A 20,082-nucleotide genomic window follows, 5' to 3' on the forward strand; every position below is an offset into this window, starting at 1 on the left:
TCCTTCGTCATCGGTCGTCATTTGCAATATTGAAAATTCAGCGTGAGAATGCCGCAGAATTTCAAGATATATCGCAGAATTTTCAAGATATATTCAAGCCATTTTTTGTTGAGGAAGCACCTCCTGGATCCGCGTTTTAGCGCGGCGGGAGGTGCTTTTGCAGTTTTGGGGGAAAGGAGACGCCGCGTTGACACGAAGGCCTGTCGTATGGTTCGCCGTCTCATGGGCGGCGGGCTATGCCGCCGCATATGACTTGCAGCCGGCATGGGCCGGCATCTATTCGTCCATGCTGTTCGGCCTGCTGCTCTGCGCCGTCTGGCGCTGGCGGGCGGGAGCGGGCATGCTCGCCGCGCTGCGTGCCGGACTGGCCGCGCTGCTCGTATGCGCCGCCGCGGCCGGAGTGTATGCCGAGTACGATCGCAGCAACCAAACGACGGTGACGGCCTCCGAGGCAGACGCCGTCCGCTTCGTCGGGCGGATTGTGACGCCGGTAACGGTCGACGGAGACCGCGTCGCGTTTCGCGCGGCGGCCGGCAAGGGGATGGACTGGACAGCGGAAGGCGAGCAATTTCAAATCAACATCAGGCTGCTGCGCCAGGAGGAGCAGACGCTTGCCGCAGCCTGGAGGCGCGGAGATGCCGTCGTACTGGAAGGCACGCTGAAGCGGCCGGCGGAATCCCGCAACTTCGGCGGATTCGATTACCGCGAATATTTGCGTCTGCAGCATGTGCATTGGCAGCTCAGCGTCAAAGGGACGGAAGCGCTTGTCATTACTCCGCCGGCTCAAGGGGAATGGGGATTTTGGCGCTTGCTCCGCTGGAATGACCGCATTCGGGAAGCGATCGGGGAGCGGATCGAGCTGGTTTTTCCGGAGGAGCAGAGCGGGTTCATGAAAAGCATGCTGATCGGCCTAAGGGACGATATGGACCCACAGCAGTTCGACCGCTTCTCCAAGCTTGGAATGACGCACATTTTGGCCATTTCCGGCATGCACGTCGCCGTATTTCTCGGCTGCGTATTGTGGCTGCTGCGGCGGACCGGGCTGACCCGGGAGGCGTGCCTGAAAATAGGCATCGTCCTCGTTCCGGTGTATGTGCTGCTCACCGGGGCGGGCGCGTCCATCGTGCGCGCGGGCATCATGGCGATGATCGGCCTGTACGCATCGTACCGGAATCGGCTGAAGGACGGGCTCCATGTGCTGATGCTGGCCGGAACGATAATGCTTGTGTGGAATCCGTATTATTTGAGCGATGTCAGCTTCCAATTGTCGTTTCTGGTTACGCTCGGCCTGATCCTCGGCGTGCCGGCGCTAAACCGCTCGCTGCCTGCCCGCTGGAAGCCGCCGATTCGCGATGCGGTGTCGATTACGGTCGTCGCTCAGCTCGTCTCGTTCCCGCTGACCATTTATTACTTCAATCAGTTTTCGCTGCTGTCGTTTCCGGCAAATTTCCTGCTTGTGCCCGTACTGAGCCTGTTCGTCATGCCGGCCGGGAGCGTCGCGGTAGCGATTGGCGCGCTCACCGTTTCGGGCGGTCAGGCGGCGGCGTGGCTCGTCGCCCGGGTGAACGGCTTCGTGCTGGCGGTCGTCGAGTGGTTGAATGGCTGGGACGGCCCGCAAATGATTTGGCCGAAGCCGGGGCTGCCGTGGGTTGGAGCGTTTTACTGCCTGCTTGCCGCCTGCGCCGCCGTTCTGCCCGAGGCGCGTTCGCCGGATGCCGGAGGCGAGGAGGCCGGGCCGATGCTGACGCCCGTTCGTTCCCGGTTTGCCGAGCGGCTGCTGCGTCTTATCAAAGGGCCTTGGCCGCTCGTCCTCGCGGCTGCGGCCATGACCGGACTGCTGTGGTACGGCTATGCTCCCGACCGTTTCAGCCGCGAAGGACATGTGCAGTTTATCGATGTCGGGCAGGGCGACAGCATCTTGATCCGCTCGCCGATCGCGAAACGTCATGTGCTGGTGGACGGCGGCGGGACGGTCGTTTTTCGCAAGCCGGGGGAGGAATGGAAGCAGCGAAAGGACCCTTACGAGGTCGGCCGCAAGCTGCTCGTCCCGCTGCTTAGGCAGCGCGGTGTCCAGCAGCTCGATTATGTGGTGCTGACACACCAGGATGCCGATCACAGCGGAGGACTGCAGGCGGTGCTGGAGCACATTCCCGTGGAGCGCCTGCTGTTCAACGGCACGCTCAAACGGACGCCGCCTGTCGAGAAGCTGTTTCGGACCGCCTTGGAGCGCGGAACCGATCTTATTCCGGTATATGCCGGCGACCGGATCGAGCTGGACGAGGAAACTTCGCTGCATTTTTTGTACCCGCTGCCGCCGGAGCGAAGGGATGCGATCCGCATCGAGGAGGAGCAGAACTCGAGCTCCGTCGTCTTTCATATGACGATGTCGGGAACGCGCTGGCTTTTTACAGGGGATATGGATGAGAAGGCGGAGCGGCAGCTGCTTGCTTATTGGCGCAGCGACGAGTCGCCCGGCGCGTCTGGAGGGACTGCGCTGGACTGGAGTCGCGTCGATGTGCTGAAGGTGGCGCATCACGGCAGCAGATCGTCGACGTCCGAGCTGTGGCTTTCGGCCTGGAGGCCGGCACATGCCGTCATCTCCGCGGGAGTGAACAACATTTATCGGCATCCGAGCCCGGTCGTGCTGGACAGGCTGAACAGGTATGGCAGCACGATACTTAGGACCGATCTGCAAGGCGAGATTCAGGCTAAAGTGAAGGACGGACGATTGTATATGCGGACCAAACTGCAGGAGGCGGCGAGTAGTTCCGGATAAGGCCAATAATGCCAGGGAAGCCCGATAATCCCGGGAACGGCCAATGACACCGGGGGGGGCCAACGACACCGGGAACAGCCAATGAGGCTTCATGGAAGGCCAAGCGGAATCGGGAAGGCGGATCGCGCAACCAGGCAGCCTAGCCAGCCTGGCAGCGTCTCATTTCGCGTCAGACAGTCTTCCTTCGGAGCCGTTTTTCAAATTCCTTTAATTATTACAAACAATCTATAGTTGCTCTATGGCTTAGAAAATCGTTCGATATTATGATGGGGGAGAAGTCGGACTTCATTCAAACATTTGATACGGCCATGGCCAGCCTATGAAATGCGAAGGGGATGACCACAATGATTCGTGTTGCTGTCATTGGGATAGGCAGTATTTCCGATGCCCATATTCAAGCTTACCGCACTTTCCGGAATCGCTGCGAAATTGCCGCTTTGTGCGACATTTATGTAGACAAGGCGGAAAAGGGCAGGCAGCGATACCAGCTCGGCTGCGCAGTTTACCAGGATTATCAGGAGCTGTTGCAACGGGACGACATTGATCTTGTCTCGGTATGCACGCCTCCTTATACGCATGCCGAGATTGCTGTAAACGCTTTAAAGTGCGGCAAGCACGTCATTGTCGAGAAGCCGATGGCTTCTTCCCTGGAAGAGTGCGACCGAATGAATGAGGCAGCAGCGGCAGCGGGGAAAATCCTTTCGGTCATCAGCCAAAACCGGTTCGGCGACACGATCGCGAAGCTGAAGCGGGTGCTTGATTCCGGCCTGGCAGGAAACATCGTTCATGCCCAGGTCGATTCGTTCTGGTGGAGAGGGTATGTATATTACGATCTCTGGTGGCGCGGCACTTGGGAGAAGGAAGGCGGCGGCTGCACATTGAACCATGCTGTTCATCATATCGACATGCTCCAATGGCTGATGGGCATGCCGGAGCAGGTGACGGCCGTTATGAACAACACGTCGCACGACAATGCGGAGGTCGAGGATCTGTCGATCGCGATTCTCTCCTATCCGCGGGCATTGGCTCAAATTACGAGCTCGGTCGTGCATCACGGCGAAGAGCAGCAGTTGATTTTTCAAGGGGAAAAAGCCCGCGTATCGCTGCCGTGGCGAGTGACCGCCTCCACTTCCAAAGAGAACGGGTTCCCGCAGCAGAACCATGAGTTGATCGAAGCGATCAATGATCTTGCCAGCCAAGTACCCGCACTGTCCTACACGGGCCATCAAGGTCAGCTTGACGATGTTTTGACGGCGATCGAGAACGGCACAGGAGACGTTGTGGTTACGGGGCAGGAAGGGAGAAAAACGCTGGAATTGATTACGGCGATCTATCAAGCAGCCAGCACAGGCGCCTCGGTACGCCTCCCGCTGCCGCCGGACAGTCCGTTTTACACCCGAGACGGGATTATGGCGAACGCGCCCCGCTTCTACGAAAAGAAAACATCCGTGGCAGGCTTCAGCAAAAATGAAATCACCATCAGCGGCGAGACGAAATAGGAGGGCCGGAACATGACGAAGTCTGCTCCATTCAAGCTGTCGCTGACTATGAGCGCGAGCCCGTTTCCGCTTCCGACCGTGCTGAGGGCGGAGCTGGATGAACGGATATATAATGAGCTGGGGCAATGGGCGGGCCATGCGGATATTTATGCCGTCGAGGAGAGCAGCGGCCTCGAAATCGCCTGCCAGTTGAACCGCACCGCCAACTCCGCGACGCCGGCGGAAGCGAGGGGGGAATATGCGCTTTATTTGCTTGTGAAGGAAGCGCCGGCTTCTCTTCGCACGGTCCTAAGCCTGCATAAAAAAGAGAGAAGCCAGCTCGGCCCGAAGGACCGGCAGTACAATCCTTGGAACGGGCTGCCGGGCGTCTATCTCGATCATCAGGAGGATAGTGCCAGGGTCATCGTCAGCATCGAAGGCCAGCTGTTCACGCGTTATTTGTATTCGCCGATGAACGGGAAGCCCTATTACTACCCGCTCATCGGACCTGACGGCAAAACGCTTATTCAGGACGCCCCGGACGATCATCTTCATCATCACGGACTTTGGTGGGGCCATGACGATGTGAACGGGCACAAGCTGTACCACGAATTTCGCGGAGAAGGACGTCAAATTCACCGGAAATTTATGGCGCTCTTCGGAGGTCCGGTGTTCGGCCAACTGACGTCGCTGATCGATTGGCGGAGCGAGGACGGCGAGCTGCTGCTGCAGGAGGCGCGAAGCGTTCGAATCTTCAACTTGCCTCCGGAATCCAGATACATGGACCTGACCACGGAGCTTTACGCGGTAAACGGCGATGTTGCCTTCGGCGACACGAAGGAGGGAGGATTCCCGTTCATCCGGGTCAATGAACAGATCAACGGCCATCATACCGGCACAATAACCGCGGCTAACGGAAAGGTGGGGGAGTCGGAAATTTTCGGCTCCGTTACGGAATGGGTGGATTACAGCGGCCGGCTGCTTCGATCCATGAAGCGGGAAGGCGGCGCGATAACGAAGCAATATACCGCAGCAGGAATTTCTGTCTTCTCCCACCCGGAGAACGAAACCTGCGCCTCCCAATGGTTCGTGCGCGATTATGGGCCTTTTACTCCGGCCAACTTCCATTTTTGCGGGGGAAAAATGCTGGAGAACGGCCAATCGCTTTCTTTTAAACACAGGCTCTATCTCCATCAGGGAGACGTTCTGTCTGGTCAAGTAGCGGAACGATATCGCGAGTACGCCGATCCGCAGCATGCGAAGCTTGCCGTTATCGTATCGTCATAGGCGTGTATGCCAACGTCAGCGGACTTTCGTACAGCGGGCGATTGAGTTCCTTGACAAGGTATGTTATATTTTGAATTTGAGCGGCCTTCCTTCGTAAGGCACGCGGGTGGGTGAGGGAATGAACACAGGAGATTCGAATAAATGGAAGACGATCATCGCGCGAAGCTTCGGGCCATTGTGCTCGTGCTCGTCGGGGCAGCCTCTTACGGCGTCCTGTCGACGATCGTGAAGCTGAGCTACGCGGAAGGGTTCGGCACGGCGGAAGTGACGGGCAGCCAGGTGCTGTTCGCCTGCGCCGCCTTGTGGGTTTGCCGTCTTGCCGGGCTTGCGCGAACAGGGAGCGGCGGCAGCCGTACAGGCGATAGGCCGGCGACCTCGGCCGACAAGGTTAAGCTCGTTGCCAGCGGCGCTTTTACTGGTCTCACCGGGGTCTTTTACTATTATTCGCTGCAGTGGCTGGACGCTTCCATCGCCATTTTGCTGCTGTTTCAATTTACTTGGATGGGCCTTTTGCTCAGCTGGCTGCTGCACCGGACGAAGCCTTCTCCGAACCAGTGGCTTGCCTTGGCCGTCGTGCTGGCGGGCACGCTGCTGGCCTCGGGATTATGGGCAGGCGGAGGAAGCAGGCTCCATCTCGCAGGTCTCGGCTTCGGCCTTCTTGCCGCCGCCTGCTATACGCTGTTCATGTATTTCAGCGGCAAGGTAGCGGTTCATCTGCCCACGCTGCAGCGAACGACATGGATGGTGACCGGAGCGGCTGCAGCCGTATCGGTAATTTTTCCGCCGCTGTTTTTATGGAATGGCGCGCTGGGGCACGGGCTGTGGCGGTGGGGGGCGCTGCTCGGCTTCTTCGGCATGGTGCTGCCTCCGTTTCTGTTCGCCAAGGGAGCGCCCCGGCTGAGCACAGGCCTCACAACGATTCTCGGCTCCATCGAGCTGCCGGTCGTTCTGATCTGCTCGGCCTTGCTGCTTGGCGAACCAGTCGCGGCGGAGCAATGGATCGGCGCGCTGCTGATTTTGGCCGGCATTGCCGTGTCGGAACGCAGACCCGAGCGGGTGAAGACGAGTCCGACTCAAGCGGGGCCGTAGAACAAGCGCGAACAAGCGAAAAAGACCGAGTCCGCGAGCCTGCCGCCAGGCTTGCCGGGCCCGGTCTTTTGCCGTTAGCGGCCGTTCGGCGGAATTTCGCATTGAGACAACCCTGGCGGCGCCCCTGCTGCCGTTTCCTGACAACGATCCGGCTTCGGCTGCCAGCCAGTAGCCGGGCCAGCGGCCGAGAGCTTCTGGCTACGGAGCTCGCCTATTCGCCGCTTGCGGGCCGAATCGCCCTACAGCGCCCGCGGCAGATCCGGCTTGTCGAGCTGCTCAGGCCGCATCGCCTTCAGCTGCTTCTCGTACAGCTGGCGGTACAGGCCGCCCTTCGCCAGCAGCTCCTGGTGCGACCCTCGCTCGGCGATGCCGCCCTGATCCAGCACCAGGATTTGATCGGCCCGGACGACGGTTGCCAGCCGGTGGGCGATGACGAAGGTGGTGCGGTCCTTCATCAGCCGCTCGAGCGCCGAGGTGACCAAGGCTTCGGATTCGGCATCCAGCGCCGAAGTCGCCTCGTCAAGAATCAGGATGCGCGGGTCCTTCAGCAGGGCGCGGGCGATCGCGATCCGCTGCTTTTGGCCGCCGGACAGGCGCACGCCCCGCTCGCCGACGATCGTCTCGTAGCCGAGATCCATCTCGGCGATGAAGCTGTGCGCGTTGGCCGCCTCGGCCGCAGCGATCACTTCCTCGCGCGAGGCTTCCGGCTTGCCATACACAATATTTTCGTAAATCGTCCCCGAAAATAAAATGTTATCCTGCAGCACAACGGCGATCTGCCTGCGCAAATCGTCAAGATGCAGATCCTTCAGATCGATGCCGTCCAAATAGACGGTGCCTTCATCCGGGTCATAGAAGCGGGGAATCAGGTTGATCAGCGTCGATTTGCCGGCGCCGCTCGGCCCAACGAGCGCGATGACCTGTCCCGGCAAAGCCGTAAAGCTGACGTTCAGCAGCGCGGTTTTCTGCTCGCTGATCGTCGGCGGCGGGTCCGGACGCGTCTTCGGCGGAATCCAATAAAACGCTTTCTCCGGCTTCGCCATATCAACCAGGTCGGGATCGCCGCTCTTGCTCTGCGCCTGGGTCTGCGGCCGCTCCGTCACGTAAGTGAACGAAACGTTCTCGAACGTCACAAGCCCCTTCGCCGCGGGAAGACGCACCGGAGCTTGCTTTACGACGATATCGGGCTCGATGTCGAACACCTCGAAAACGCGCTCGATGTTGCTCAGCGAGTTTTGAATCGTGGCGTTCGCTTCGGCAAACCGCGAAATCGGGCCGTACAGCTGGGCAAGATACGCCTGAAAGGCGACCAGCGCTCCGATCGTAAATTCGCCCTTCAGGACGAGCAGCCCGCCGGCGAGCCAGATGATCAGGTTGCCGAGCTGCGAGAAGCTTTGGCTCATGATGCCCAGCAAGTTGCCCAGCAGGTGGGCCCTGTTCGCATGAGAAATATGCTGCTTCGCCTGCTTCTCGAACCGCTCCATCTCCTTGCGCTCCTGGCTAAACGCCTGCACCACCTTCATGCCGCCGATCCGCTCCACAAGCACGCCCTGCAGCCGCTCCATTTGCCGGTGCACGGAACGCCATGCCAGACGGATGCGCACATTCATATTGGCGAACGACAAGTAGTGCAGCGGCAGCAGCCACAGCGACAGCACGGCGAGCTGCCAATGCAGCTTAAACAACAGCGCTCCCGCGAAGACGATCAGAAACAGATCGATGACCAGGTTGATCACGCCGCCGTTAATCAAGTTTTGCGCGCCGTTGACGTCATTCATGATGCGGGTGACGATGCTGCCGACCTGCCGGTTGTCATAGTAGCGCTGCGACAGCTTCTGCATATGCGTATAGAGCTGGTGGCGCACGTCGTAGACCATCCGGTTGCCCAGCTTGAAGGTGGTTCTGTTGCGGATGAAGCTGACGGCGATGCCGAAAGCGTATACGAACGCCATCACGGCAATAACGCTGCCGAGCGTCCACGCCGTCTCATGGCCAGGCAGCACCTCGTCGATCAAAATTTTCGTCATCCACGGCCCGATCATCGGCACGCTGAACTGCAGAATGCCGAGCAGCACGATCAGCAGCAGCACATAACGGTACGGCTTCAGGAAAGCAAGGTAGCGGGCGACCAGCTTTTTGCCTTCTCTGGCGTCCGCCTTGGATGCAGACATTCGAATTCGCTCCTTCCGGGACCTTTGAACCGCGGCCCGTCCATCCTTGTTTAGACGTCGATAGATGTTTTTCTTATCGCTTGGCAAAAGTCCGTTTTCCACTGATATCCAAGATTAGCACATTGCCCCGAAAATAAAAATGAACAATTTCCTCATGAAACATAGACTATATTGCTCGCGGATTTCGCTGACGTGACAGCGAAGAGACAAGGCTTTCCTTAAAACACCGTGGCGGAATCTTCTAAAGCGTCATACACCTTGCCTGTAAAATCTGATATTCTAGTATCGACGAAAAGGAGAGGTGCAACATTTTGCGGGAACGGCACGTTTATAAGGTTGCAAGAGAGGGGGATCCCAGTGGTAGCGCCTGAATTAATCAAAGCTGCCCAGTCGGGCGATCGCGACGCTCTAATTACCCTATTGCGCGAAATTGAAACCTCCGTCTATCGCACTGCTTATTACATTTTGGGCAATGAGCAGGATGCGATGGACGCGGCTCAGGAAGCTTTGATCCGGATTTATACCAAAATCAACTCGTACGAGGAAAAAGCCCAATTCAAAACATGGGTGCAGCGCATCGTGACGAATTTGTGCATCGACAAATTCCGCCGAGCCCGCCCTACGGTATCTATAGAAGAGCACGATATGAATTTTGTGGCGCAGACTACCGTGGAAGACGAGGTCATGTCCGCTTACGTCGCCCAGGACATAAAGGAAGCGATCGACAAGCTGCCGGATCATCACCGCTCGGTGGTCGTGCTTCGCTATTTGCAGGATTTTACTTACAACGAAATTGCGGAATCTTTGGACCTGCCCATCAATACGGTGAAGTCTTATTTGTTCAGAGCGAGACAGCAGCTGCAAACGATACTTCGAGATTATCAGAAAGGTAGTGTTCGTGGATGACGGGGATGTTGTGTCAAGAGGTGATCGAACTGATGCAGAGATTTCTCGATCGGGATCTCGATGAAACCGAATACCGCCGCATGCTGGCGCATCTGAACGATTGCCCGGAATGCACCGAGCTGTTCGAACGGCTCGTGAACGTTTCCCACGAGCTGGAATTGCTTCCGAAAGTGACGCCGCCCTACAGCCTGGTTGACGCCATTATGCCCAAGCTGGCGCAGCTGGACGATGCGAAGGAGCAGCAGGCGGCCTCCGGAGCCGCCCCTTTGAACCGGCAGAACGGCAGCGGGCAGGAGCGGTTCGCCGAGCTGGAGCCGCAGTCCGAGCCGTCGCAGCGCAAGGAGAGAGGCTGGCGGTTCAAGCTGCGCGGGCTGATCTCTTACCCGCTTGCCGGCGGGGTGCTGGCTGCGGGATTGGTGATCGGATTTTTCATCTTTCAGCAGCAGGAGCAGCGCCAGACATCGTCGGCCAATGCGGACCGGCTTCTTTCGGCGTCGGAGAGCTTTCCGAAGCATGAGGAATCGGCTTCGCCCGCCGACGGGACGTCCGGAGTAAACAAAAATCGCCAACATGCTGCGGACGATAAAGCTGGGGACACTCTCGGCATAAATAAGGAGCAGGCAGGCTCCTCTGCGGAACAGGATGCGGCGGGCAGTGCGGAGCAGAATGAAGCGCTGCAGAAATCGCAGCCGCAGAGCTCCCAGCAAGAGAGCGCGCCCAGGTCTATCGCTCCGACGGCTGAGGACACGCCCTCAAGCCATATGAATGACCAGCGTGCTTCCGCTCCTCAGACGGCGCCGGAGGCGGCGGCTCCCGAAGCGGCTATGCCTCTGGTCGAGAAGGCGGCGCCGGCTCCGGACAACGCCCCGGCTGACCCGGCGAAAGAAGAGCCAGAGCTCGCGTTCGGCGCGGCCGGCGATTCAGGCCAGCCGCAAGAGGAGACGGCTCCGCCCCGGAAGCAGGAAAGCATTGCCGGACAGCGCAGCCTCGCCGGGGAGACTGGCAACCCGGCTGCTGGCATGGATGACGCGCCGGCGGCCTCCGGGTTGCCGGCGCCGGGGACGGCAGCCCCCGAACAGGAGGCGGACCGCCCCGGACTGCGATCGTTCGCGCCGGAGCGGGGGCTGGCAGCCGAGGAAGCGGCCCAGGAACTGACGAGCGGCGACGGCGCGTTTACCGCTTTCGTCACACAGGACCGCAAAGTGGCGGTTCGCGGCGCGGACGGAGCCTTGATCTTTGAATCCGGGCACGGATGGGCCGCGTCGGAGCGGATCGAATTCGTCGGCTGGTCCGAGGACGGCAAGCTCACTTATCGCGTCGCCACGGAAGCGGGCAAGCAGCGGGAATTCGTCATCGACGCAAGCGATCGGTCGGAGGCGGAAGTAGAGCTTGATCGATAACCGGACGGGGGCCGCCAACAGCGGCATCCGCGCAAATCGTTGCAGCGCTGTCACACATGAGAGCGATCCGGCGTAGTATAAAGCAACGAAACCCCGATACTCATGTATGACCGCCTGGCGGCATGTTTCTAGAGCTGCTTGCCGGGCGTTGATATAGATGGGTTGCGGGCAAAGGGATTATGTCGAGACTGGCTTAAAGCGGCCGGTTTTGACGTAATCCCTTTGTTATTGTTATGATAAACGTAAACTGGATTTTCGAATTGGCAAAATTTCCAATATAAACGATCCGGGAGACTAGAGGCTATGGATTACAGGACTGCCATCAAGCGTATCGACAAGGGCGAGTTCGCCCCGCTCTATGTATGCTACGGCGCGGAGACTTACCTGATTCGCGGGATGATCGAAAAGCTGACGAACCGCATTGTCAATCCGGACGACCGGACGCTCGCGGTAAGCCGCTTCGACTTGTCGGAAACGCCGCTCGACGCGCTGTTGGACGAGGCGGAGACGCTTCCGTTCATGGTGCCGCGCAAGCTGGTCATCGGAACGAACGCCTCCTTTTTGACAGGGGCCAAGGACAGCGGGAAGATCGAGCACCGCTTGGACCGGCTTGCCGCATATATGAGCAGCCCTGCCGAGTTTACGGTGATCGTGCTGACCGTCGAAGCGGACAAGCTGGACGAGCGGAAGAAGCTGGTCAAGAAGCTGAAGGAACTGGACGCGCTTGTCCCTTGCGCCCAGCTGTCCGAAGCCGAGCTGGTGCGCTGGATCGAGCAGCAGGCTGCCCAGGCGGGCTTCGCACTTGCGCCGGGCGTGGCCGAGCGTCTTATTTTGTATGCGGGAGCCGGGCTGCAGGGACTGTCCAAGGAGCTGGAAAAATGCGCCCTGTACGCCGGACAAGGCGGCACGCTGACGGAAGAAGCGCTGGAGCAGCTCGTGACGCGCACGATCGAGCAAAATATTTTCGCGCTGATCGAGCATATCGTGCAGCTGAGGATGGAGCAAGCGTTCACCATGTTAAGCGAGCTGCTGAGGCGGAAGGAGGAGCCGATCAAGATCGTGATGCTGATCGCCCGCCAGTTCCGCATCATGTTCCAGGTCAAGGATTTGTCCCAGCAAGGGTATTCCCAGCAGCAGATCGCCTCGCAGCTTGGCCTGCATCCTTACGCCGTCAAAGTCGCCGCCGGCCAGGCCGGACGGTTCGACGCCAGGCGGTTGGCCGCCATTCTTCAGCAGCTGGCAGATCTCGACTACCAGATGAAAAGCGGCAAAATCGATAAAGTGCTGGGCCTGGAGCTGTTTTTGCTGCGCCTCGCGGCTTGAGGTGAAAGACCGGCCTGCAGAGGCGATTTGATTCTCCCCGTTTTGCTGCACCTAATACAACATTGGCTAAAATTCGTCCCGACGGCACATTCCGGCGAAAACAAAAAGACCATGCTATCCTCGCTGACAGCATGGTCTTTTTGTTTTCCTGGCCCATCTTACGCCTGAGCGGTAAGCTTGTTGAGCTTCTTCGCGAGGCGGGATTTTTTGCGGGCGGCGGCATTTTTATGAATCAGGCCTTTGGATGCCGCCTTGTCCAGCTTCTTGCTGGCAGCAACCAGTGCGGCTTTAGCCTTTTCCAGATCCGTTCCTGCGGCAGCCGTTTCAAAAGCTTTCACAGCCGTACGAAGGGCGGATTTTTGGGAAGCGTTGCGCAGACGGCGCTTTTCGCTTGTTTTCACGCGTTTGATAGCGGATTTAATGTTCGGCACTTGCGTTCACCTCCTAGCACAATGCATCGATACGATTCGCACGCTTTTCTATTGACAACTCTTCGTATTTTAGCATGGTCCTATAGAAAATGCAACAGAACCGCGCGTTTTGCCCGCGCCGCCGGCCGATGCTTTGAAGCGGGCGGCCCGGGAGCCAGTCTCCCGAAACAGGCGTATAAGCATGAAACGGTTTAGCGCACAATAGGGACATGCCAGGTTTTTAACCGGAAAGGAGAACGCCGTCATGGAGCTTGATTTGAGCGCTTATTCCGTACGAACCGACCTCGCTCTGGAAGCGCGGGACATGGCGTCGCCTGCCGGCAGCCCGATTCCCGGCGTGCATTCCGACGTCTCTGAAGAGAACGGCATCAAGGTGAGCCGAATCGACGTCGTCACGGCCGAAGGCGCGCAGGCGCTGGGCAAGCTGCCGGGGCATTACGTCACGATCGAGGTGCCGGGGCTGCGCGGCAAGGACAGCGATTTGCAGGACCGCGTGGCGACGGTATTCGCCAAGGAGTTCGAAAGCTTCCTGCAAAAGCTGGACATCGGACCTAAAGCCAAAACGCTTGTCATCGGGCTGGGCAACTGGAACGTCACGCCGGACGCCCTCGGGCCGCTCGTCGTGGAGAACGTGATGGTGACCCGGCATTATTTCGAGCTGATGCCGGATCAGGTCAGTCCGGGCTACCGGGCAGTGAGCGCCGTCGCCCCCGGGGTGCTCGGCACGACCGGCATCGAGACGGGAGAGATTGTCCAGGGGATTGTGGAAAAATCGCGGCCCGATCTGGTCATCGCGGTCGATGCCCTCGCTTCGCGGGCGCTGGAGCGGGTGAACACGACGATCCAGATTGCCGACACGGGCATACATCCGGGCTCCGGCATCGGCAACAAGCGCAAAGGCTTGACCGTCGATACGCTCGGCGTGCCGGTCATCGCGATCGGCGTGCCGACGGTGGTGTACGCCTCGACCATCGTGAACAACGCCTTCGACATGATGCGCGCGCATTTTGCCCGGGAGACGGCCAATACGTCGCACATTCTCGGCTTGATGGACAGCCTGCAGGAGCAGGAGCGGCTGGAGCTGGTAAAAGAGGTGCTTAGCCCGCTCGGCCACGATCTGCTGGTGACGCCCAAGGAGATCGACCAATTCATCGAGGATATCGCCAACATTATCGCCAGCGGCTTGAACGCCGCGCTGCACGAAGCCGTCGACGCCGACAACGTATCGGCTTACACCCACTGACCGCGTCTTAGGGCCGGTGGCGGCTTTGGTCGTGGTCGACACTTCCGCGGCCATATCGCATCCCCATATCGCATCCGAATCAGGCAGCGGAGCCCGCACAGGGCTCTGTTTTTTTGTCGTGAGCGAATCGACGCCGTTCGATTTTTCGGCGAAGAGCGGTTCTATGTTCTATGTCTCTATCATAGATTGGTTACTAGACGAAGCAGACAGCAGGGCGGATGCAATGTTCCGCCGGCGGCGGGCCTCATCCTGCGGCTGGACAACCTGCTGGCAACCCGCAGAAACAGAGGAGGAATACGATATGAAGTGGCCGGAAATGGCGGCGAATTGGGGCAGACATCGCAAAACCGGATTGGATCTGGCCGTTTTCGTCAAAATGATCTCGATGCTCATGGTCGGCAGCGTCATGTTTTTTGTGGCGTTCGGCGTGCTTGGCTTTATTCATGCGAAATATGCGACTACGACGCCGTCTTCGTCGATGAAAGGCATGGCGGCGTCGGTGTCGAGCCAGTTTTTCATGGACATGATGGGAATGGAAGTGCCGGGCATGGCCCGGGGGGACGGGTTCACGTTTTCCCAGGCGAATGTGGCCAGCTTCCTGTTCGCGATGCTGACCGATCTGAGTCCGCACGATCCGAAAACATTGCTCGCCAGGGAAGTGCCGGGCATGGCTCAGGACCGGCCCGTCGTCCTGACATCGCCCTCGGGGACAAGCGACGGTCCGCTCGATTACGGACCGAAGGGCGGCGTGATCGGCGGAGATAAAGTCGGCGAGGCGGGAACGATCACGGCCAACCCGCAGTTCCCGGACCCGCAAGGGCCGTCGCTGCCCGAATCCGAGCCGGCGGCCGAGCCTCCCAAGACGGCGGGGAAGAACGTCGCCTTCATCTATCAAACGCATAATCAGGAATCGTACTTGCCCGAGCTGCCGGGCGTGACCGATCCGGACAAGGCGTATGATCCGGAGAAGAACGTGACGCTGGTCGGCCTGCGGCTGGCGCAGATGCTGGAGAAGGAAGGCATCGGCGCGGTGCACTCGAACAAAAACTACCCGGCGATCGAGCCAAACTTCAACTACAACTATTCCTATAAATATTCGTTCAAAACGCTGCAGGAAGCGAGCGTCGCTCATCCCGATCTGAAATTTTACTTCGATATTCACCGCGACTCCCAGCGCCGGGACAAGACGACGATCAAGCTGAACGGGCAGGATTATGCGCAAGTCTACTTTATTATAGGCGGCAAAAACAAGCACTGGCAGGCCAACCACGATTTTGCCGAGCAGATTCATCGCGCCCTGGAGCAAAAGTATCCGGGCGTGTCCAAAGGCATCTACGCTAAAGGCGGCGAAGGCAACGGCCTGTACAATCAGCAGTTTTCGCCGAATACGGTGCTGATCGAGGTCGGAGGCGTCGACAATACGCTGGAGGAATGCTACCGCACTGTCGATGCGCTGGCCGTGGCGATCGCGGAAGTGATCAACAATGTGGAAAAAGTCGACGCGCCTGCCGGACCGGAGGAAGACGCGAAGCAAGGCTAAAGGGGGAACGGGACGATGCGGAGATACGGATGGGGCTTCGGCCATACCGCGCTGCTGCTGTTTGGCATGGCTGCCTGCGTCATGTTCGGCGTAGCGCTCGCCACCCAGGGGACGGAGCGCATCCACGGCTCGCTCGATGCGCGCGCATCGAGCGCGGCAAGCGGCGGCAAAGCGGACGTCGCCCGCAGGCCCGGAATCGGCCCGGCGAACGAGGCGGCGCGGCTGGCTGCGGAAGCGAAGCTCGGCGCCGCTGCAGCGGGCGGCGCTGCGCAGCCGGCCGGCCAGAAGCCGTCTCGGCCTGCCGGCGTCAGCGAAGCCGCCGGACTGAACCGGCTTGGCAACAAGCTCGGCGAGCTGCTGCAGATTGCCGCGTATCACGGCATCCAGCTGCTGGTCAAGCTGTTCGAGGTGCTCGTGCATTGACCGCGACGAAAGCGGATTGCCCGCTTGCCCTGCCGCCATCGCGGATCATAGCCGATCAGGGCCAACCGTCATTGCTGCCCCCGTCTTTTCGCATCGTCCTTTTGCTGCCGCTGCCACCGCATCGTCCGCGACCGCAGTCGTCCACGGCCGCATCGTCCGTGACCGCAATCGTCTGCAGCCGTATCGTCTGCAACCGTCCATTGCTGCAAACCGGCGTAGCTGTTATAATTAGTAGTATTGTAAATTTGCAGGTGAGCGAGGTTTGCGTACGATGGACAGCCATTCCCGACAAAAGAAAATTAGAAACTTCTGCATTATTGCCCATATCGACCATGGCAAATCGACCTTGGCCGACCGCATCCTGGAATATACCGGCGCGCTTTCCTCGCGGGAAATGCAGGAGCAGGTGCTCGACCAGATGGATCTGGAACGGGAGCGCGGCATCACGATCAAGCTGCAGGCCGTCCGGCTGAACTACCGGGCCGACGACGGAGAAGAATATATTTTGAATCTGATTGATACGCCCGGGCACGTCGACTTCACGTACGAGGTGTCGCGAAGCTTGGCCGCCTGTGAAGGGGCGCTGCTCGTCGTCGATGCAGCCCAGGGCATCGAGGCGCAGACGCTGGCCAACGTATACCTGGCGCTGGACAACAATCTGGAAATATTGCCGGTCATCAATAAGATCGACCTGCCGAGCGCTGACCCCGACCGGGTGAAGCAGGAGATCGAGGACGTCATCGGTCTCGACACGAGCGAAGCGGTGCTGGCCTCGGCGAAGGCGGGCATCGGGATCAAGGAAATTTTGGAGCAGGTCGTTCAGAAGGTGCCGGCGCCGAGCGGAAGCTCGGACCAGCCGCTGAAGGCGCTCATTTTCGATTCTCATTACGACCCGTACAAAGGAGTTATCGTCTATGTGAGGATCATGGACGGCTCTATCCGCGCCGGCTCGAAAATCAAGTTCATGGCTACGGACAAAACGTTCGAGGTCATCGAGGTCGGCGCCTTCAAGCCGCGCATGACGATCGTCGACTCCCTGGAAGTCGGGGACGTCGGCTTTATCGTCGCCGGGATCAAGAACGTCGGCGACACCCGCGTCGGCGATACGATAACCGATGCGAAGAATCCGACGCCCGAGCCGCTGCCGGGGTACCGGCGCATCAACCCGATGGTGTTCTGCGGCTTGTATCCGATCGAGACGAGCGACTACAACGACCTGCGCGAGGCGCTGGAGAAGCTGCAGCTGAACGACGCCTCGCTCAGCTTCGAGCCGGAGACGTCGTCCGCGCTCGGCTTCGGCTTCCGCTGCGGATTCCTCGGACTGCTGCACATGGACGTCATCCAGGAAAGAATCGAGCGCGAGTTCAACATTCCGCTCATCACCACGGCGCCGAGCGTTGTCTTCCGCATTACGAAGACGAACGGCGAAGTCATCAGCATCGAGAACCCGTCGCTGTTCCCGGAGCCGGGCAAAATCGACTATGTCGAGGAGCCGTATGTGAAGGCGTCCATCATCGTGCCGAACGATTTTGTCGGGGCGATCATGGAGCTGTGCCAGGGCAAGCGCGGCGAATTCGTCGACATGCAGTACCTGGATACGACCCGCGTCACGCTGACGTACGAAATTCCGCTGTCCGAGATCGTCTACGATTTCTTCGACCAGCTCAAATCGAGCACGAAGGGCTATGCCTCGTTCGACTACGAGCTGTCCGGCTACAAGCGCTCCAATCTCGTCAAGATGGACATTCTGCTTAACGGCGAGCAGGTGGACGCGCTCTCCTTCATCGTGCACCGCGACCGCGCGTATCAACGCGGCAAAATCATTTGCGAGAAGCTGCGCGAGCTCATCCCGCGCCAGCAGTTCGAGGTGCCGGTGCAGGCGGCGATCGGCCAGAAGATCGTCGCCCGGGAGACGGTCAAGGCGCTGCGCAAAAACGTGCTGGCCAAGTGCTACGGCGGCGACATCAGCCGGAAGCGGAAGCTGCTGGAGAAGCAGAAGGAAGGCAAGAAGCGGATGAAGCAGGTCGGCAGCGTGGAAGTGCCGCAGGAAGCTTTCATGGCTGTGCTGAAGATCGACGATAAATAGGAAGAATCACGATTCAGGCAGGCGATGCGCCCTAAAGCGATGCCAGGCGTCAGGGAACCGGCAGCGGACTGACGTGTCGGCGTTGGCGAGGAGGCGGCCGCCTGCTTTTCGCTTGCCCGCCGCCTGCCGGGACGGCAAGAGGCTAGCGCAGGGCGGCAGGAGACTACCCGCGATAAGGAGGCGGAGAAGATGCGGCACAAAAGCGAGACGCCAACGTCGGTGTACATTCATATCCCTTTTTGCACGAACAAATGCCATTACTGCGACTTCAATTCCTACGTGCTCAAAGGTCAGCCGGTGATGGACTATCTCGATGCGCTGGAGCGGGAGATGGAGCGGACGGCGAGCCTGGTGCCGCCGGGACGGATCGAGACGATTTTCGTCGGCGGCGGGACGCCGACGGTGCTGCTGCCGGATCAGATGGAGAGCTTCCTTCGGCGGGTGCGGACGTATTTTCCGAATTGGGCGGACGGAATGGAATTTACGATGGAGGCGAATCCGGGGACGACCGATCCGGACAAGCTGGCCGTCATGAAAGAAGGCGGCGTGAACAGGCTCAGCTTCGGCGTGCAGTCGTTCGACAACGGGCTGCTGGAGAGAATCGGCCGCATCCACAATACGGATGACGTATACCGGAGCCTGGACAATGCGCGGGCGGCGGGCTTCTCCAATATTTCGATCGACCTGATGTTCGGGCTGCCGGGCCAGACGGCCGGGCTGCTGCGGGCGTCGGTGGAGCGGGCGCTGGAACTGCAGCTTCCCCACTATTCCATCTACAGCCTGAAGGTGGAAGAGAACACGCTCTTCCATACGCTCTACGAGCGGGGCGAGCTTCCGCTGCCAGAGGAGGAAGAAGAGTACGAGATGTTTCTCATCATCCTCGAGCAGATGCGGGCCGCCGGGTACGAGCAGTACGAAATCAGCAATTTCGCCCGGCCCGGCTTCGACAGCCGCCACAACAGCGCCTACTGGCTCAACCGCAGCTATTACGGCCTGGGGGCGGGGGCTCACGGCTATATGCGCGGCGTGCGGCACGTCAATATCAAGGGCATTCAGCCGTACATCGAGGCGACCCGCAGCGGGCTGCCGATTCTGGAGCGGCACGAGGTGGAGCCGGCGGAAGCGATGGAGGACTTCATGATGGTCGGCCTGCGTCTTCTAGGCGGCGTCAGCGGCGAAGAGTTCGCCGCACAGTTCGGCACCCGGCTCGAAGCGGTGTTCGGGGGAGTGCTGCATCGCCTGATGGCCAAAGGGCTGCTGGAGCGGACGGAGCGCGGCTATCGGCTGACGAAAGAAGGGCTGCCGCTCGGCAACGAAGTGTTCGCGGAATTTCTGGGGGAAGCAGGGCAAAAAATGTATTGAATCTAATATGCGTTATGTTGTATATTTATTCATAGTCAACGAAGCGATCAACGTTGCATAATAACAGGCGATGCCGCAAGCGAATGGTGGGAACTCCAATGACCGTAACAACCAGAAGGGCGACGGAGCAGGACGTCGATTCATTATACGATATTATTCAGGGATACGCTGAGCAGGGCATCATGCTCCCGCGCTCGAAGGAGACGCTGATGGACCAGCTGGAGACGTTCGTCGTAGCGGTCCACGAGGGAAAGCTGGTGGGCTGCGGCTCGCTGACGCGGCTCGGTCAAGATTTGGTGGAGATCCGCTCGCTCGGCGTTTCCGAAGGATATAAAGGGATGGGCATCGGCAAGGCGATCGTCCGGCGACTGATCGAGGAGGCGCAGGCACAGCGCATTCCGAAGGTGATGGCACTGACGTACGAGGTCGCTTTTTTCGAAAGAAACGGATTCGAGGTCGTGCCCAAGGAGATCTTCCCCGAGAAAGTATGGCGCGACTGCATCCACTGCAAAAAGCAGCACTGCTGCGACGAAATCGCCGTCCTGAGACGGCTTGACTGACTTGACA

At 59.3% G+C, this 20,082-nt stretch carries 15 protein-coding genes; 13 read left to right on the forward strand and 2 right to left on the reverse strand.

The features are described 5' to 3' along the window. The first annotated feature begins 187 nt into the window (after window positions 1-187). The 4 genes from F591_RS0118295 to F591_RS0118310 all read left to right on the forward strand — a co-directional run bounded on the left by F591_RS0118295 (window position 188) and on the right by F591_RS0118310 (window position 6,630). Window positions 188-2,776, forward strand: coding sequence for a DNA internalization-related competence protein ComEC/Rec2 (locus F591_RS0118295; RefSeq protein WP_019536071.1), 2,589 nt, complete (start codon window positions 188-190; stop codon window positions 2,774-2,776). A gap of 344 nt (window positions 2,777-3,120) precedes the next feature. Continuing rightward, entirely contained in the window at window positions 3,121-4,275 is a 1,155-nt protein-coding gene (locus F591_RS0118300) for a Gfo/Idh/MocA family protein (RefSeq protein ID WP_019536072.1), read from the forward strand. Between the two features lie 12 nt (window positions 4,276-4,287). After that, window positions 4,288-5,541: a DUF6807 domain-containing protein gene (locus tag F591_RS0118305; RefSeq protein WP_019536073.1), complete on the forward strand. Its 1,254-nt coding sequence runs from the start codon at window positions 4,288-4,290 to the stop codon at window positions 5,539-5,541. Window positions 5,542-5,682: 141 nt separating this feature from the next. Then, on the forward strand, window positions 5,683-6,630 hold the full coding sequence (locus F591_RS0118310; RefSeq protein ID WP_019536074.1) for an EamA family transporter: 948 nt from the start codon (window positions 5,683-5,685) through the stop codon (window positions 6,628-6,630). A 239-nt stretch (window positions 6,631-6,869) separates the two neighbouring features. Here F591_RS0118310 and F591_RS0118315 read toward each other — a convergent pair whose 3' ends face one another. Beyond that, window positions 6,870-8,801: an ABC transporter ATP-binding protein gene (locus tag F591_RS0118315; protein WP_019536075.1), complete on the reverse strand. Its 1,932-nt coding sequence runs from the start codon at window positions 8,799-8,801 to the stop codon at window positions 6,870-6,872. 357 nt (window positions 8,802-9,158) lie between these two features. On the opposite strand from F591_RS0118315, the gene F591_RS0118320 reads away from it, so the two are divergent. From F591_RS0118320 to holA, 3 genes are all read left to right on the forward strand, one after another. Then, window positions 9,159-9,707, forward strand: coding sequence for an RNA polymerase sigma factor (locus F591_RS0118320; protein WP_019536076.1), 549 nt, complete (start codon window positions 9,159-9,161; stop codon window positions 9,705-9,707). After that, on the forward strand, window positions 9,704-11,107 hold the full coding sequence (locus F591_RS29660; RefSeq protein WP_019536077.1) for an anti-sigma factor family protein: 1,404 nt from the start codon (window positions 9,704-9,706) through the stop codon (window positions 11,105-11,107). Before F591_RS0118320 ends, F591_RS29660 begins: the two co-directional genes overlap by 4 nt. A 303-nt stretch (window positions 11,108-11,410) precedes the next feature. After that, window positions 11,411-12,430: a DNA polymerase III subunit delta gene (gene holA, locus F591_RS0118330; RefSeq protein WP_019536078.1), complete on the forward strand. Its 1,020-nt coding sequence runs from the start codon at window positions 11,411-11,413 to the stop codon at window positions 12,428-12,430. Between the two features lie 158 nt (window positions 12,431-12,588). Here holA and rpsT read toward each other — a convergent pair whose 3' ends face one another. Beyond that, complete coding sequence (gene rpsT / locus F591_RS0118335; protein ID WP_019536079.1) at window positions 12,589-12,861, reverse strand: 30S ribosomal protein S20; 273 nt, start codon at window positions 12,859-12,861, stop codon at window positions 12,589-12,591. 244 nt (window positions 12,862-13,105) lie between these two features. On the opposite strand from rpsT, the gene gpr reads away from it, so the two are divergent. The 6 genes from gpr (at window position 13,106) to F591_RS0118365 (ending at window position 20,075) form a co-directional block, all read left to right on the forward strand. Next, complete coding sequence (gene gpr / locus F591_RS0118340) at window positions 13,106-14,104, forward strand: GPR endopeptidase (RefSeq protein ID WP_019536080.1); 999 nt, start codon at window positions 13,106-13,108, stop codon at window positions 14,102-14,104. A gap of 301 nt (window positions 14,105-14,405) precedes the next feature. Next, window positions 14,406-15,644, forward strand: a complete 1,239-nt coding sequence (spoIIP, locus tag F591_RS0118345; protein ID WP_019536081.1) for a stage II sporulation protein P — start codon at window positions 14,406-14,408, stop codon at window positions 15,642-15,644. Between the two features lie 15 nt (window positions 15,645-15,659). Then, complete coding sequence (locus F591_RS0118350) at window positions 15,660-16,067, forward strand: hypothetical protein (protein ID WP_019536082.1); 408 nt, start codon at window positions 15,660-15,662, stop codon at window positions 16,065-16,067. 271 nt (window positions 16,068-16,338) lie between these two features. Further along, a complete protein-coding gene (lepA, locus tag F591_RS0118355) occupies window positions 16,339-18,153 on the forward strand; it encodes a translation elongation factor 4 (RefSeq protein WP_026326715.1) in 1,815 nt (604 codons plus the stop codon). A gap of 189 nt (window positions 18,154-18,342) precedes the next feature. Further along, window positions 18,343-19,515, forward strand: coding sequence for a radical SAM family heme chaperone HemW (gene hemW / locus F591_RS0118360; RefSeq protein ID WP_019536084.1), 1,173 nt, complete (start codon window positions 18,343-18,345; stop codon window positions 19,513-19,515). Window positions 19,516-19,613: 98 nt separating this feature from the next. Further along, entirely contained in the window at window positions 19,614-20,075 is a 462-nt protein-coding gene (locus F591_RS0118365; RefSeq protein WP_019536085.1) for an N-acetyltransferase, read from the forward strand. Window positions 20,076-20,082: the final 7 nt, after the last annotated feature.

Source organism: Paenibacillus ginsengihumi DSM 21568 (genome assembly GCF_000380965.1).
Lineage (GTDB): Bacteria > Bacillota > Bacilli > Paenibacillales > NBRC-103111 > Paenibacillus_G > Paenibacillus_G ginsengihumi.

Coding starts and splice junctions, on each gene's coding strand:
- hemW (WP_019536084.1), top strand. CDS start 18,343: ATGCGGCACAAAAGCGAGACGCCAACGTCGGTGTACATTCATATCCCT.
- F591_RS0118310 (WP_019536074.1), top strand. CDS start 5,683: ATGGAAGACGATCATCGCGCGAAGCTTCGGGCCATTGTGCTCGTGCTC.
- spoIIP (WP_019536081.1), top strand. CDS start 14,406: ATGAAGTGGCCGGAAATGGCGGCGAATTGGGGCAGACATCGCAAAACC.
- F591_RS0118300 (WP_019536072.1), top strand. CDS start 3,121: ATGATTCGTGTTGCTGTCATTGGGATAGGCAGTATTTCCGATGCCCAT.
- holA (WP_019536078.1), top strand. CDS start 11,411: ATGGATTACAGGACTGCCATCAAGCGTATCGACAAGGGCGAGTTCGCC.
- F591_RS0118350 (WP_019536082.1), top strand. CDS start 15,660: ATGCGGAGATACGGATGGGGCTTCGGCCATACCGCGCTGCTGCTGTTT.
- F591_RS0118315 (WP_019536075.1), bottom strand. CDS start 8,801: ATGTCTGCATCCAAGGCGGACGCCAGAGAAGGCAAAAAGCTGGTCGCC.
- lepA (WP_026326715.1), top strand. CDS start 16,339: ATGGACAGCCATTCCCGACAAAAGAAAATTAGAAACTTCTGCATTATT.
- F591_RS29660 (WP_019536077.1), top strand. CDS start 9,704: ATGACGGGGATGTTGTGTCAAGAGGTGATCGAACTGATGCAGAGATTT.
- F591_RS0118365 (WP_019536085.1), top strand. CDS start 19,614: ATGACCGTAACAACCAGAAGGGCGACGGAGCAGGACGTCGATTCATTA.
- gpr (WP_019536080.1), top strand. CDS start 13,106: ATGGAGCTTGATTTGAGCGCTTATTCCGTACGAACCGACCTCGCTCTG.
- F591_RS0118305 (WP_019536073.1), top strand. CDS start 4,288: ATGACGAAGTCTGCTCCATTCAAGCTGTCGCTGACTATGAGCGCGAGC.